The sequence below is a fragment of the Streptomyces sp. NH27 genome (genome assembly GCF_056859195.1).
Genome location: NZ_JACEGK010000003.1, coordinates 42,948 through 56,201, shown reverse-complemented (window position 1 = coordinate 56,201; position 13,254 = coordinate 42,948). Strand labels below are relative to the sequence as shown.

At 69.2% G+C, this 13,254-nt stretch carries 14 protein-coding genes; 4 read left to right on the top strand and 10 right to left on the bottom strand.

Annotated features, from left to right (window positions below):
- Positions 1-257: 257 nt before the first annotated feature.
- The 4 genes from AC13HU_RS01025 to AC13HU_RS01010 all read right to left on the bottom strand — a co-directional run bounded on the left by AC13HU_RS01025 (position 258) and on the right by AC13HU_RS01010 (position 3,099).
- Complete coding sequence (locus AC13HU_RS01025; protein WP_483039750.1) at positions 258-614, bottom strand: hypothetical protein; 357 nt, start codon at positions 612-614, stop codon at positions 258-260.
- The gene (locus tag AC13HU_RS01020; RefSeq protein ID WP_483039749.1) at positions 611-922 is read right to left on the bottom strand and encodes a hypothetical protein; all 312 of its coding nucleotides are present in this window, start codon (positions 920-922) and stop codon (positions 611-613) included. The genes AC13HU_RS01025 and AC13HU_RS01020 overlap by 4 nt, the downstream gene beginning before the upstream one ends.
- Positions 923-961: 39 nt before the next feature.
- Positions 962-2,215 carry a helix-turn-helix domain-containing protein gene (locus AC13HU_RS01015; protein WP_483039748.1) on the bottom strand — a complete coding sequence of 418 codons (1,254 nt, stop codon included), beginning with the start codon at positions 2,213-2,215 and terminating at the stop codon, positions 962-964.
- Between the two features lie 152 nt (positions 2,216-2,367).
- Positions 2,368-3,099 (bottom strand): restriction endonuclease, encoded by a 732-nt coding sequence (locus tag AC13HU_RS01010; protein ID WP_483039747.1) that lies wholly within the window; start codon positions 3,097-3,099, stop codon positions 2,368-2,370.
- A 523-nt stretch (positions 3,100-3,622) separates the two neighbouring features.
- On the opposite strand from AC13HU_RS01010, the gene AC13HU_RS01005 reads away from it, so the two are divergent.
- Positions 3,623-4,228, top strand: coding sequence for a 2'-5' RNA ligase family protein (locus AC13HU_RS01005; RefSeq protein ID WP_483039746.1), 606 nt, complete (start codon positions 3,623-3,625; stop codon positions 4,226-4,228).
- Here AC13HU_RS01005 and AC13HU_RS01000 read toward each other — a convergent pair.
- The 4 genes from AC13HU_RS01000 to AC13HU_RS00985 form a co-directional block, all read right to left on the bottom strand.
- Complete coding sequence (locus tag AC13HU_RS01000) at positions 4,225-6,678, bottom strand: site-specific integrase (RefSeq protein WP_483039745.1); 2,454 nt, start codon at positions 6,676-6,678, stop codon at positions 4,225-4,227. The genes AC13HU_RS01005 and AC13HU_RS01000 overlap by 4 nt on opposite strands.
- Positions 6,675-7,028 carry a helix-turn-helix domain-containing protein gene (locus tag AC13HU_RS00995; RefSeq protein WP_483039744.1) on the bottom strand — a complete coding sequence of 118 codons (354 nt, stop codon included), beginning with the start codon at positions 7,026-7,028 and terminating at the stop codon, positions 6,675-6,677. The genes AC13HU_RS01000 and AC13HU_RS00995 overlap by 4 nt, the downstream gene beginning before the upstream one ends.
- A 19-nt stretch (positions 7,029-7,047) precedes the next feature.
- On the bottom strand, positions 7,048-8,151 hold the full coding sequence (locus AC13HU_RS00990; protein WP_483039743.1) for a tyrosine-type recombinase/integrase: 1,104 nt from the start codon (positions 8,149-8,151) through the stop codon (positions 7,048-7,050).
- 114 nt (positions 8,152-8,265) lie between these two features.
- A complete protein-coding gene (locus tag AC13HU_RS00985; RefSeq protein WP_483039742.1) occupies positions 8,266-8,754 on the bottom strand; it encodes a 2'-5' RNA ligase family protein in 489 nt (162 codons plus the stop codon).
- Between the two features lie 154 nt (positions 8,755-8,908).
- On the opposite strand from AC13HU_RS00985, the gene AC13HU_RS00980 reads away from it, so the two are divergent.
- Positions 8,909-9,418 carry a hypothetical protein gene (locus AC13HU_RS00980; protein WP_483039741.1) on the top strand — a complete coding sequence of 170 codons (510 nt, stop codon included), beginning with the start codon at positions 8,909-8,911 and terminating at the stop codon, positions 9,416-9,418.
- Between the two features lie 25 nt (positions 9,419-9,443).
- Here AC13HU_RS00980 and AC13HU_RS00975 read toward each other — a convergent pair whose 3' ends face one another.
- Positions 9,444-9,689: a hypothetical protein gene (locus AC13HU_RS00975; protein WP_483039740.1), complete on the bottom strand. Its 246-nt coding sequence runs from the start codon at positions 9,687-9,689 to the stop codon at positions 9,444-9,446.
- A gap of 53 nt (positions 9,690-9,742) precedes the next feature.
- On the bottom strand, positions 9,743-11,386 hold the full coding sequence (locus AC13HU_RS00970; protein ID WP_483039739.1) for a hypothetical protein: 1,644 nt from the start codon (positions 11,384-11,386) through the stop codon (positions 9,743-9,745).
- Positions 11,387-11,668: 282 nt separating this feature from the next.
- On the opposite strand from AC13HU_RS00970, the gene AC13HU_RS00965 reads away from it, so the two are divergent.
- Positions 11,669-12,313: a hypothetical protein gene (locus tag AC13HU_RS00965; RefSeq protein WP_483039738.1), complete on the top strand. Its 645-nt coding sequence runs from the start codon at positions 11,669-11,671 to the stop codon at positions 12,311-12,313.
- Complete coding sequence (locus AC13HU_RS00960) at positions 12,310-13,203, top strand: endonuclease/exonuclease/phosphatase family protein (protein WP_483039737.1); 894 nt, start codon at positions 12,310-12,312, stop codon at positions 13,201-13,203. The genes AC13HU_RS00965 and AC13HU_RS00960 overlap by 4 nt, the downstream gene beginning before the upstream one ends.
- Positions 13,204-13,254: the final 51 nt, after the last annotated feature.

Sequence of the window (13,254 nt, the reverse complement as noted above, 5' to 3'; positions counted from 1 at the left end):
CCACGGGACCGGCGGTAACGATCTCGATGTTCAGGTCGAGGTCGACCACGTCGGTGGCCGGGCCGGCCGCCGTGGTCGCGATGGCCTGGATGTTCATGGCAAGTCCTCCATCGGGTAGGGATGTTGCTCATGTCGGTGGTGCTATGGTCCTGGGCCGCCGTGGTCGTCGGCTCGGCGCCGCTCTTGCGGCGTCGGGCCGGACCAGCGGCTTCGGTCCATCCCCGGCACGCGATAGCAATCGCCGCGTGCCGGGAGTCTCAAGGGCTGCCCGGGCCCGGTCGCGGGGGTCCTCCGGGCCCGGGCAGGCCGGCCCCGGCCGGCTCATCCGCCGCGGCGAACGGTTCGCTGGCGGAGGTGCCGGGAGCGCGGTGCAGTACGGCGCCCCGGGCCGTGGCCTCCAGACCGCCGCCCTCGCGGCGCAGCCAGACGGGACCGTCGGTGCGCTTGCCGGTCAACGGATCGCCGACGTGGGTGACGATGGCGACGATCTCTCCCTCGCCCTCGAAGGGGCGGTGCCCCTGCTCGTCCGGTTCCAGGTCGGCGGCATCGACCAGGACGCGAACGCCGCGGCGGATCCATTCCGGCGGATCCTGGTACGTCGGCGTCTTGATCACGGCGCACCGCCCGTGTCCGGGGCGAACCCGCCTGGCGGCATGGCCGCTTCATCGGGAGTGAGGCCGTCGTCCGCTTCCTCCGCGCAGGGGACGAGGTGGATGCGCAGTGCCGGCCATTCGTCCCCGCCGCCCGCCGGGCACAGGTGGTAGGACTTCGTGCCGGTGTCCTCCGGCACGGCCACCACGACGCCCGCGCGTCCGGCGGCCGAGTCGTTGACGAGGTCACCGCGCTGCGGAGTCCACACAGTGCTGTTGCCGACCAACGCCGGGTGGGGGGCCACCTGCTCGTCTGTGCGTTGTCCCGTCATGCAACCGACAGTAGGGGCGCGGTTACCGGTGAATATGAATCAGGGGAATACGGCCTGGTCATCGAGGTGGAAACGGTTGGACATGCTCCGCAGCTTCTCGCGTGTTGTCACCCGTTCGGCGTAGACGATCTTACGGAGGGTGGCACGGGCGATGGGGTGATTGCGCACGAGCTGAGGGGCAAGGCGCTCGGCTTTTTCAAGCTCCGTGAGCGCCTGGTCGCGGTTACCGTCCCACAGCCATGCCCGTGCCAGATCCATGTGGTGGTGGCCCTGGCGGGACTTGGGCAGCGGCTCGAGGTGGGCCGGGTCGGCGCGCCGATTGAGATCGAGTGCCTTGGTCTGGTCGCCCACTTCGAGGGCGATGCTGATCCGGTGGATCTGGACGTTGCCGCTGGAGAAGGTCAGGGAGTGGCGGTCGTAGACGGGCGGCCCGGTCACCGCGTCCATCCGGGCGCTCGCCGCTCGGGCGTGCCCGAGCCGGCTCTCGGCCTCGTCCGCGTTCCCGCCGCGTGCGCAGGAGACGGCGGCCCGCAGTTGAAGGCTGCCCCACACGCGCAGAGCCAGCGGGTCGCCGCGGTCGTAGTCACTCTGCACACTGCGCAGGGCCTTGTCGGACAGGGCAACGGAGTCGTCCCAGTCGGCCGTTGCCCACATGTCCCACACCCGCATCCAGTCGGCCACCGCGGGCATGAGCGGGTCGCCGGACAGATGTGCGGACCAGGCCGCCCGCTCACCCGCCATGGCAATGAGTTCCGGATGCCCGAGCGAGTGGGCTGCGGTGTGGGCGAACTTGCAGCACACCGCGTAGACCGCGAAGGCTTCCTCCCGCTCGTGCCCCGTCGACGCCTCGGCCAGGGCCCGCGACTCGCGGAACAGGTCGGGCAAGGCTTTGAGGATCGCGATATTCGCCGCCGCGTCCCGCAGGCGGTGCAGGCGCTTCATGTCCCGCCACAGTGCGGCGGATGGGCGCGGGGTGCCGTCGAAGACCGGCGTGAGGTCGTAGCGGCGCAATTCCCGCATGATGGACGCGGCGGCGGCCTGCCACTGGTTCTCGCCGACGGCACCGACGTAGGGCCGCTCCAGCAGGACGTTCGGGTGGCAGTGGAGCGAGGCCGCGATCTGGTTGATCAGCCCTGCCCGGTCGAGCTCGATCTTGCCTGCCTCGACCTTGGACACCCAGCCCTGAGTCCTGCCGACCGCCGCTCCAAGATCAGCCTGCGGCATCCCAAGGCCCAGCCTCTGCCGCTTGATCCTGCGGCCGATCGCCTCCTGCTCCTCGATCTCGTGCGGCATTCTCGACCCCAACCCTGTCCCTGGAACTCAGCCTCTATCGGAACGGTACCCGGGACGGTACGCAGCATGGGCGCCAACGGTCATCGTCACGCTCTGCCCGGGGTCCGAACTCCTTCTGCCCGCCCACCTGAATCGATGCTTCCCATCGCGGGCTATGCGGCCGAGTTTTCTTCCTCGACGGCCGCATACAGGTGCTCGCCGTGCGCCCAGCGTTTGAGCTCGGCCCGGCCCACGAGCGTGATTCCGTGGCGCCGGGCAAATTCCGCACCGGGCCTGGTGAACCCGTTGAGAGCAACGATCACCGCCACGTCCGCGCGGTGCTCGGGAACTGCGGTGCCGTTGAACCTCTGGACCGCCTCGGACCCGACGGACCCGCTGTACTGCTTGCACTGCAAAACGATCTTGCGGCCATCGTCGTCCCAGGCCACGACGTCCACGCCGAGGTCTCCGGAGCCGCCGACCCGGCGGGCGCGCGCGAACCCGTCGCGCGCGAGCAGATCGGCGCACGCCTGCTCGAAGCCGTCCGCGGTCATCGCGGCAAGCTGCTTCATCCTGAAGGTCAGCGCCCTGGGCGCCGAGCTGGCCGGCTCGTCGTCGTACGTCTCATCCCCGGCGTCGACAGAGTCGACGTAGACGGTGCGGTCGGAGAAGACCACGAAGCACAACAGAACCAGAGTGCCCAGGATGATGAGCGAGCCCCACCAGGGGTGCCCGATCAGCCAGCCCCACACGTCCACGCTGAACCAGCCCCTTACGTCCACGCTCACCCAGTGCCAGGCGTCCTTGGTCAGCCACTGCCAGGCGACCTTGGCGATGGCCACGGCGAGGATGAGCCAGAGGATGAACTTCAGTACCGGGTCCAGCGACCCGTCCTCGTCGAACAACGTTCCCCCTCCTGTGACCTGGCAGCCTGACGAGGCTGCCTCCCGGAGATGGGTGTATCAGCGGCCACCGACAAAAACTGATGGATCATCACGATGATCGGCCCGCAGCGACGACAAACCGGCCAGAGGGGCACCACCACCCTCGCGCGCGGCGGGATCTTCTCCGTGCGGCACTGTGACCTTGAGGTTTCTCACCTCATGCGGCACCAGCCCCCGCCACTCGCACGGTGGGGCCGACGCCGACTCGCTGCCCACCAGAGGCGGACTACCTGCGTCAACGCCCTGGGGACTGCCGCGGGGAAGGGGCACGCAGTTGGCGAGAAAAGCGGCTCTGCGGATCGTCAGACCGCGAGGCGGCAGCAGCCGGACCAGACCGGTCCCTCGGACGGCGCCTCCTGCGCCCGGCTCGACCGCGAATGACAGCCGGCCGTTCCGGTCCCGGATGTTTCGTGAACTGCCCGCGCGTCATGGGCCCGACCGCTACCGTCCAGAACGGCATCCCCGAGACGGCAGGAGCACGGCGTTGGAGAACTTCTTCGTCCCCAGCAAGATATGGAAGGGCGGAGGCCCCTTCCCGCACGTCCTGGTCCTGCTGAGTGAGTACCCGGAGTTCCGCGAGTACGCTCGCGCCCACCGCGACCTGCTCGCCGAGTACAGCGAACAGCTCGGCGTGAACCCCGAGGAGTGGCTGCACTCCACGGTCCAGGGCATCCATCACGCGATCGACGACGGCCAACTGGAAAAGTTGCGGGGCACCCTGCGCGAAGAGGTGGCCAGCATGGAACCGTTCCAGGTTCAGCTCGGACCGGTCTGGCCCGGCATCACCGCGGTCACGGTCGCGGTCTACCCGGAGGACGGGATGGCTGAGCTCAACGGCCGTGTCCGTACGGCGATGGAGAAGGTCCCCGGCATCACTTTGAGGGCCCCTGAGCTGCGGTTTTGGGCACATTCGTCGCTAGCGTACGCGCGTGAAGACTTCCCTGACCGAAAGCTCAACCGGGCGCTGCGCGCGCTGCGGCCCCCACGGGTGGATATCACCATCGACCGCGTCCACCTCGTCAACCAGTACCAACGCCCCGACCTCGGCTATTACACGTGGGACGTGCTCGAAGAAGTCCAACTCGGCTAGATCTCGGGGGTCTTGTCGACATCCGGGCGGGCTCGGGTCGCGGATCGAGCGGCAACCGCGGCGGCGTACGTCATCCAGTCCCCGCCGCTCGCGCGCTGCCAGGCGACAGCCACCCCCACGTGCACGCCGAGCATCTTTGCCAACTGCCCCGCGGGAAGCTCCTGGGCGAGCGCGAATAGTGCCGTGCTGCGGCCTTGGCGCGACTTGACGCCCGCCCGGTGAAGCCGTCGCAGCAGTTGCGACTCGTGGATCGGTCGGCCTACCGAGCGGCCCGGGAAGAGCCAGTCGCCCTCGTGTCGGATCAGGGTGTCGGTGCCCCGTGAGGCGACCAGGTCGAGTATGAAGCGGTCCAGGGGCGCCGGTAGCTGGATGGGTTGGTCGCCCAGGTGGAGCAGGACGTGGTCGTCTTCCTGTGTGACGCGGTCGGTGGTCAGGCGGTGGATGCTGCTGGCGGTCTGCGCGTACAGCATTACGAGGAGACCGGCGACGCGGTCCGCCGTGGCGACGGACTCGTCGTTCAGCAGCTGGCGGGCGACGGCCCACCGCTCGTCCTGGTCGTGCGGGCCGGCGGGGCCCGTCCAGCGGATCGCCGGGGCCTTGATGCCCGCTGGCGCGTACCTGCGGCGCACCGCCCACCGGACGAAAGCAGAGCACTTCTTCGGGTGCAAGGGCTTGGTACCGAGGTAGCTCTCGATGTCCGCCTGCGTGCAGACGCTCAGCGACTTGCCCCGGCCTTCCAGCCAGCGCAGCAGGCCGTCGGCCCCGACCAGGTGCCCTCGGACATTCAAGATCTGCTGCTCGCTGGCGGGCTTGTCCTTGAGCCGCCCGCGCAGCCGCCGCATCAGATGCCACAGGATGAACCCGCGCAGCGCCCGCGGGTGCTCGCCCGGAGCGTATCCGTCGAGTGTCTCTTTCACCTCACGCTCGAGACGTGCCAAGCCTTCGTCGCGGAACTCCAGGGCGCCGACTGAGACCAGCATGGAGCGGAAGTGATCGAGCGTTTTGCTCGGCGGCATGGCGTCGAGCGCAGCGTGACTGATCTGGGGGTGCTCGCGCACCACCGCGGTGATGGTGGACTGCACGTTCGCCTTCCGCAACCAGGTGATCGCGTAGATCGGACGGTCGACCTGGACCAGGCGCTCACGAAGCCGGTCGAGCTCGGGCGCGATGGTGCCGTCATCGGCCGCGAAGACTTTGCGCAGACGGGCGTCGAGACTGCACCGGGTACAGGGCGCGGTCGTCAGCTGCCACGTCGTGTTGCAGATGCGGTATCGCTTCCAGAAGCCCGGGTCGGGGTTGACGCAGCGGGCGCACAGCGGCGCCTTGAGCGTCCCGCCGCGGACGAGACCGCCGTCACCGCACCCGGAGCAGACGATCCAGTGCCCCTTGCACAGGTCGCAGAGCGGCTTTCCGGTGGCGCGGGAGATGGTGCCCCGGCCGGTGCGTCCGCAGATGCCGCACACCCGCTCGGTCCGCGGGCGGCACTGCAAACAGACCGGGCCGGCCGCGGTCCGTCCGTACACACGGCGCCGATTGCCGCATCCGGCGCAGACCTCCAGGTTCCTCGGGTCACTGGCCCAGCAGGGCTGGCAGAAGGGGTCGCCGTTCTCATCGCGATGGCAGATCGGCTTCTGCTTGCCGCAGCGAGAGCAGAGCGCGGCCCTCGCCTGCGCGGCGCAGGAGTCGCATACCCGCACCGCTCCAAGCGGCGACTCCAGCGGCTTGGCGCGACCGCAGCCAGGACACGGCGGTGCGACCACCGACGTGGCACCGGCCGCGCGTAGCTCCTCGATGAACCGCAGGACGCCCGGAATCGGGGCCGAGGCACCTTCACCGGTGAGGAGCTCGGGACGTTCGAGAACAAGGGCAGCGATCTGGCGACGGCCGACGGGACGCTGGTGCGCATGCTCCAGGGCCCCGACTACCGCCGCAGCGGTCACCTCCGGGGCAATCCCGATCACCTCTTCGGCCAGCAGCGTCGTCACGTCGTCGACGACGAAGCACGCCCGGCAGAAGGGACGGCCGTCCCGGTCCCGCGCGTGCACACCCCTCTCCTGCCGGCACTTCGTGCAGGCCGCGAGACTCGGAGGGGACACGCAACGCGAACACCCCCACGTGCGCCTCGCGAAGGCCAGGGTGCGAGGCTCTCGCCCGCACACGCCACAGACTGGGGCGGCGAGTTGTTCCGCGCCGGCTTCCTTCAGGGCGAGCAGCAGCTTGCCGACCATGATGGCCGCAGGCGACCTCCCGGTGCGCAGCACGTCGGGGGTCTCGGCCAGTTCGGCTACAAGCCGGCGCTGTCGAGCGCGTTGCCGGACGACGTCGGCCGTCACCGCGCGGACGACTTCACGGCCGAGTGAGGTCTCCACCTGGCACAGCACATCCACGAGCGCGTCCAACGGCTCCGGCTCCGCTTCCGCGCCCCGATCGTGCGCGGCGGCTGTCGTCACTGATCACTCCTGATGATCCTGGCCCGCTTGGGCCGCAGCTTCCCCAGATCCGTCGACGACGCCTCGGCCGAACTTCCGCCCGCCGCCGCCTTCTTCGGACGGGCTCCGGCTCCCGCCGCCCTGACGGGCTCGATGAGGTCATCCATGCGGCAGTCCAAGATGTCCAGCAGGGCCATGAGGATCTTGAGGCTGAGGCGCTCCGGGCGTTCCACGACCAGGCGGTAGATCTGACTTGAGGAGAGCTGGATCCCGCGCTGCTCCAAGGGCTCCGTGAGGTCGGTCGTGGAGAACATCCCGCGGTCGGCCATGACCTTGCGCAGGTGCCACTGGTAGTCGAGCTTGGCGGTCATCGCGGTATCCCTCTTCTCGTCACACCCCGGCAAAGGCCGGAGCCAGGGCATTCTGCAGAGAAGTGTTCATGAAGTCGTTACTGACGTGCGTGTAGATGGCCAGGGAGCTGTCACACTCGTGGCCGACCTGCTGCTGAATGAACATCCGGTCCACCCCGTCCTCAGTCTGGTGTGTGACGTGGCTGTGCCTCAGCGAGTGCGGGGTCAGCGCTCTCGGCAGCCCCAGGGCATCGCGGTACTCCTCGAACCGGTCGTTGATCGAGTCCGGTCTGAGCCGGCCGCCGCGCTCGGTGACCCACAGTGCGGGGTGCTCCGGGAAGCCGAAGCGAGGTCGTACGTTCACGACGTAGTCCTCGACCGACTCGACGGCCCAGTCCATGACGGACAACACGTTCCGCCGGCGCGGGGGCTGCCCCTTCTTCGCCTTGCCGTAGCGGACGTTGAGCGTCCCGTACCGGCCGAACTGCGGCGCCTTCGGGTTCCTGCCGAAGACCACCAGGTCCAGCTTCGACGTCTCGGTCCGGCGAAGCCCCCACCCGTAGATGACCTTGAACAAGGTGGCGTCCCGGTAGGCGGCCAGCGAGCCCTTGCGCCCGCTGCGCTGCGCCCGTTCGACCTGGTCGTCCGCGAAGTCGAGGAACATCTGAAGTTCCTCGCGCGTGAACGGGCGGGCCTCGGGATCGCCTTCGTAGCTCTGAAGGTGCGGGATGGTGTTCCACTCGTGGGCGATCGCCACGGGGTACGTCCCGAACTGCTCCTCGCAGGCCAGCGCCCAGTCGTAGCGGGGATCGATGAGGTACTCGGAGAACAGCCGCACCGTGCCCTGGTAGCCGCGCACCGTCGATGGCGCGAGGCCCTTCTCCGAAGTCAGGTTGGCCGACCACTCGTCCATGTGGGCCGGTGTCCAGAGCCACGGGTATTCGTTCCTGTACGTCTGGAAGGCGCGGACCAATTTCTCGCGCGGCTCATACGTGCCCTTCTTGAGGTTGCGGGCCTGCTGCTGCGACCTCCAGCCGTTCAGCATCGCTTCCCACACCGTGTCCTCGGGCCGAAAGCGCAGCAGCCCGGAGACGAGCTCCAGATTGGCCGATCCGGCCAACTCCGTACCCGGTCGTCGCATCATGGCGCGATCCCTTCTGACGCGTAAATCATGCATCAGGAGGGATTGCTTTGCCAAACGTGCAGGTCGGGACGGGTAGTTGGGGTCGAGTATGAGTAGGATCGTAGGGATCGCCTATCAGGCGACCAGTGCGAACGCTCCCATCTGATGCAATTCCCGAGGCTTGCCGTACGCCAGGATCGCGTGCGGCCAGAACCGGGGGTCGGCCGGCCGCATCGGGATGCCGGCCTTGTCGCCCGCGGCGCGGATGCGCCGGTTGAGGTCGGCCATGCGGTCCTCGGGGTACATCGAGACGTGGACGGAGGAGCGCCCGACGTAGCTGGGTCCGAGCTGGACGGTGAAGGGCACGGCGTCCGCCAGCACCTCCCGGGCGGCCGCGGCGAGTTCCTCAACCTGGGCCTCGGTGGCCGGCTGGTGGAAACCCTGGACCGTGCTGTGCAGCCATTCCAGGGGGACGATCCCGAGGCGTTCGCGGTACCGGTCAAGGACGCCCTGGTGCGCGGCGGCGAACGCTCGGGCCTCGGGGTACTGCTCCAGCAAGATCAGTATGTGGGGGAAGGGTGCGCTGCCTGCCCAGATCCGCTCGCTGTGGAACCAACTCCGCATTGCGCCCCCTGCCTTGATGGAATACGCCGTGTAGCCGATCGCGTACGGCCGAGACTACTGTCGTCCCGTCAACTCGATGGGTGCTTTCGCACGATGGCAGGTCCGCGCAGGTGCCGGCCGGCACCGCGGGGGAGGGGTTCGTATGGCCGCGGTCATGGATCAGGTACGTCAGTGGCAGCACGAAGCCGGGCCTGGGCCCGCGACGTGGCAGGCGGCATGGGAGCGGGTGATCTCCTTGGTAGAACCGCTGTGGCGCGATTGGACCGGTGTCGGTTCCGGCGAGGAATACGGCGAGGCCGCCAGCGCACTGGCCGTGGCGATCTACATCACCGCCTCCGAGCAGGGCATCCCGGTCGGGGAGGTCACGCGCGCCGACGTCGAGCTGCTCGTCGACCGTCCTCCTGCTCAGAGCGAGTGGTCCGTGCGGTACCCCAAGGACCTGCCTGAGCGGTGGGGTGCCCGGCTGGCCGGGCTCGGCCATGACCTGGAGGCGCAGGACGACCCGGTCGCGGTCCAGTGGCGGCGGCTGTGCAAGGACTATCCCGAGCCTCCGATGTCGTTCATCGACGCCGGCGATGCCTCCGGGCACCGGGTCGGCCACGCCGTCATCCTCGGCATCCTCCAGATCCTCGCGCCGGCCTATGAGGACCGGCTCCGGTTCTGACCCCGGCCGAGGTGCCCGCGAGCAGTCACCCGCGGCTGGGGCGAAAGTCGCCGCCGGCCGGCGGATAGGTGGGGACGACGGCCCGGATGATCACGCCCAGGGTCGCCCAGTCGCATAGGGGGCTGGCCACGGACGAGAGCAGATCGGCGACCCGGTGGAACTCCGGGACTTCTGACCTGTCGGTGGCGCCGGCAGCGCAGTGGAGCGCCTTGAGGTCATCGAACTCGACCTGCGAGAGCTCTACGGCGACGGCGCTGTGCAGGGAGGCCACAGGCGCGGATTCTGCACGGTGGCCCAGTAGCAGCATCCGGTCCGTCCCCACCGCTATTCCGAGGCCGGCGGCAACCGCGGCGAGATCCTGCTGCCCTGCGTCCTGGTGCTCGACGGAGGTCTGAGGGACACGGTCGACGCCGGGTAGGTACTGGGGGAACCTCGTCGGGTGGGTGGACAGGTAGGCGGCGGGGGATTTCCGGTCGCGCAGCAGCAGCACCTCGCTGTCCGTCCACTGCGGCTGGCGGGCCCACACCACCAGGCTGACCCGACCGGTGCGGCCGTGCGGCCGGTGACCCTTTCGGTGGTGACGCGCTGATCGGGGTGCCGGATACGGGCCCGCAGCGACCACCAGTCAGCGTTTTGGGGATATTCCGGGTGCTGGGTGGTCCAGTCGACGGTGGCGCCGTCCACGACACTCCTGGCGTGGAAGAGGGCGTTGCTCCAGCGCTCGAAGCCGGAATTCTGGAACACGCTCAGGGGCACCTGCCGCATGCCGCCGGTGCGTTCGTGGGTGGGCGGGATGCGGCCCAGCGCCGTGGAGGAGGCCGCCCGCGCGGAGGGCACCAGCGGCACTGCGTGCCGCGCGGACCAGTCCAGCATGTGGGCGTCGGGGTTGACGGCGTGCAGGATGAGCCGTTCGGCGCCGGGGGGCGAAGCGTTGTCGGGCAGCCCGAACTTCGGGGGCAGGGCGGTGCCCGAGGGGCAGTCGGCGATGATCTCGTCGGCCCACCTGTACGCGTCGCGCAGCCACCCGGACTGCGGGTCGGCAGGCCGCCCGTCGGCGTGCTGCGTCACGAGGACGACGAGCCGCCCGACGACCTGCGTCCACCCCTCCTGCAGAGCGGACAGGACCTGTTGGTGCCATTCCGGGTCCGCGCTCGCACCGGCAACCAGCACGCAGGCGACCCACGAGGTGGGCACCCGCTGGCCCGCGTAGGCGACGACGAAGCGCGGGTCCCACTCCGGCAGCACCTCCACGTCACCGGACGCGACATCGACCACATCCCCCTTGCGGTCCTCGAACCGGACCGAGAACGACACGGGCGGTTCGGCGCAGGCGTGCCGCTCCTCGTCGACGCTCCAGACCACCGAGCACACCCAGCCGCTGCGGCCCTGGTGCACCCCGCTGGTCACCGCGACCGGCGCGCCAAGCCCCGGAGTGCCGCTGGCCGGCAGGAGAACCTGGCGGTCGACGACCTTCGCCAGGTTCTCGACGGCGTGCTCGAACGCCGTCTTGCCTGAGGCGACGTAACCGCGGTTCACGCCGGCCCGGTCGTAGGCGTCGAGTTCTTCGGACGTCAGCGTGTCCGCGTACAGCGTCCCGTGCGGCGCCTGGAGCGCCGCCCACAGCCGCCACAGCCGGCCCTCCAGGGGAGCGGGACCGGTGAACTCCCCGTGCTCATCGCCGGTGACCGACAGCGCGTACACCCGCTCGATCCGGCCGCCTTCGACGGTCGCGGGGCCGAATCCGTCCGGCCCCGGTAGCAGGGCCGCCAGCCGGCCGTGGAGGCGTTGAGGGTCCAGCAGCTGGTAGCAGACCTCCCACCAGGAGATCTTGTCCACCGCCTCACCGTAGTCGGCCGCGATGAGCGCGTAGATCAGCGCGAGTACGTCCTGATGATCGCTCGCCGACGGCAACTGCCTTGCCTTCTTCAAGGCTTGGCCCCAGTGCTGCGCGATGGCGTTCTCCCCCATCCCCGGATCGTATCCCCCCACGGAAGCCGGCTGAAGAAGGCCGAGGACCCGGCGGGCGGGATCAGCCGGCCGCCCCCGAGGGTTGCCCGCGGCCGCCGCGGGTACGATCGACTCCGCGGTAGACACGACTGTCGCTCACCGGGAGAGGCCCCGCACGCCCACGCCAGAGTCCTCGTTGCTGTTGTCCCGGCCAGGCTGTCCTTCGACGCATCGTGAGTTGAGCAAGCGCATTGTCGTGTCCGCATCCACAGTGGGCGCGTGCTCGTGGGGCACGCCGCCGCCATGGGATCAGCGTTGACCGACGAGAAGAACAACGAGAAGAAGCGAGTGCCCCGCAAGCGCAGGCGGGAGATCAACGAGTTGCGCGACACCACCGGGTCCTCCTACCACGCCGCGCTGCGGGCGAACGACGCCGCACGCGCCGCCGGAGGAGGGTCCGGGGAGCAGATGTCGCTCGGAACCATCCCGCGGTGGCTGGCCGGCGAGGGCGGCCCTCCGCGATGGGAGGAAGCCTGCGACCGGGCCTCGGCGGAGACGCGGTCCACCGCCGTCCAGTGGACCAGGTGGGAGTATCCGGAGCAATGGTCGGAGGGCTCGGCAGGACTGGCGCTGGTGTACTACCTCCTGGCAGTCTCGGGGTCCGTCGCAGTGAGCGAGGTGACGCTCGACGACATACGCGAAATGACCGCCCCGGCGAAATGGGATCCGGAATCGGTCGTCAAATCGCTCGACCGCCTGATCGCCGAAGCCGGACACCAGCTCTCCGATCCAGATGACCCGGTTTCCCGTTGCTGGGCGCATTTGCGGACGGACCTGACGCCCCAGGAACCGGTCGACGAGCTGTACGAGAACCTGTTCCGGCGAGGCCGGGACCGGGTGAATTCGCTCCGCCTCCTGCTCGTGCGGATGGAGAAGCTGGCCGCATGACCGACGCCCTGCACGCGGATGGCAGCGCGCCCGGCAACGCCGACGCCTTGCGCATCGTCTCCTTCAACACCCTGTTCGGCGGCTACGATAACAAGGGACTCGGCGCCCCGAAGCACTGGTCCCAGCAGATGGAATTCCTGCGCTCACTCAAGCCGGACATTCTTTGTCTGCAGGAGTGCAATTTCTGGGAACTCCTCGGCTACGAACGCTTTTACCGAGCCATCCAAGACACAGGGATGGCCAAGGGTGTATTCGCGTTCGCGAACAAGACAACGAAGGGCCACCGCTTCCACTCGGTGATGCTCTTCAGCGACCGGGTCGGCATCGAAGCTGCCGACGCGGACCGCAACGGCTTCCACCACGTGATGGGCTGGGCCACGCTCCGGCTCCCGGGCGTGAAGAAGCGGCTGGAGATGCGCAACCTGCAACTCAGCCCGTTCGACCCGCGGCTGCGCACCAGAGAAGTCGGACCGCTGGAGGTGCTGGCCGACCCGGACGTCCTCGCGGTGGCCGTGGGGGATGCCAACACCCTCGGGCAGAACTTCCCTGAGCCGCCCTGGCGGCAGTTGCCGCAGCATATGCGCAACGGGCACCTGCGCCTTCCCCGCGAGCGCCCGGAGCGCCCCGAGGAGTGGGTAGCGGACCGCGACGCGCTGGAGCTCCTGGACGTCGCCGGGTTCGTGGACCTCGCCGTCCTGGCTGGCCGGGCGGACGTGCCCACCGGCGGCTTCGCCGAAGGCGACGTCGAGCGTCGGCAGGACGTCATGCTCGGCACTCCCGGCGTCGCGCACGCGATGTCCGGCTACACCGTGCACATGGAGCCCATCGAGCTCGGCATGACCGACCACGCCGCCGTCAGCGGGTGGCTCGACCTGTCCGCCCTGCGCTGAGCCGACCACCTCCGACGCCCGGCCCCGCTGCCTTTAGCTCCATCGCGGCGC

Bases quoted from the DNA above. Each gene is read 5' to 3' on its own strand.
- AC13HU_RS01020 (WP_483039749.1), bottom strand. From the start codon at position 922: ATGACGGGACAACGCACAGACGAGCAGGTGGCCCCCCACCCGGCGTTG.
- AC13HU_RS01015 (WP_483039748.1), bottom strand. From the start codon at position 2,215: ATGCCGCACGAGATCGAGGAGCAGGAGGCGATCGGCCGCAGGATCAAG.
- AC13HU_RS00995 (WP_483039744.1), bottom strand. From the start codon at position 7,028: ATGACCGCCAAGCTCGACTACCAGTGGCACCTGCGCAAGGTCATGGCC.
- AC13HU_RS00990 (WP_483039743.1), bottom strand. From the start codon at position 8,151: ATGATGCGACGACCGGGTACGGAGTTGGCCGGATCGGCCAATCTGGAG.
- AC13HU_RS00985 (WP_483039742.1), bottom strand. From the start codon at position 8,754: ATGCGGAGTTGGTTCCACAGCGAGCGGATCTGGGCAGGCAGCGCACCC.
- AC13HU_RS00980 (WP_483039741.1), top strand. From the start codon at position 8,909: ATGGATCAGGTACGTCAGTGGCAGCACGAAGCCGGGCCTGGGCCCGCG.
- AC13HU_RS00970 (WP_483039739.1), bottom strand. From the start codon at position 11,386: ATGGGGGAGAACGCCATCGCGCAGCACTGGGGCCAAGCCTTGAAGAAG.
- AC13HU_RS00965 (WP_483039738.1), top strand. From the start codon at position 11,669: ATGGGATCAGCGTTGACCGACGAGAAGAACAACGAGAAGAAGCGAGTG.
- AC13HU_RS00960 (WP_483039737.1), top strand. From the start codon at position 12,310: ATGACCGACGCCCTGCACGCGGATGGCAGCGCGCCCGGCAACGCCGAC.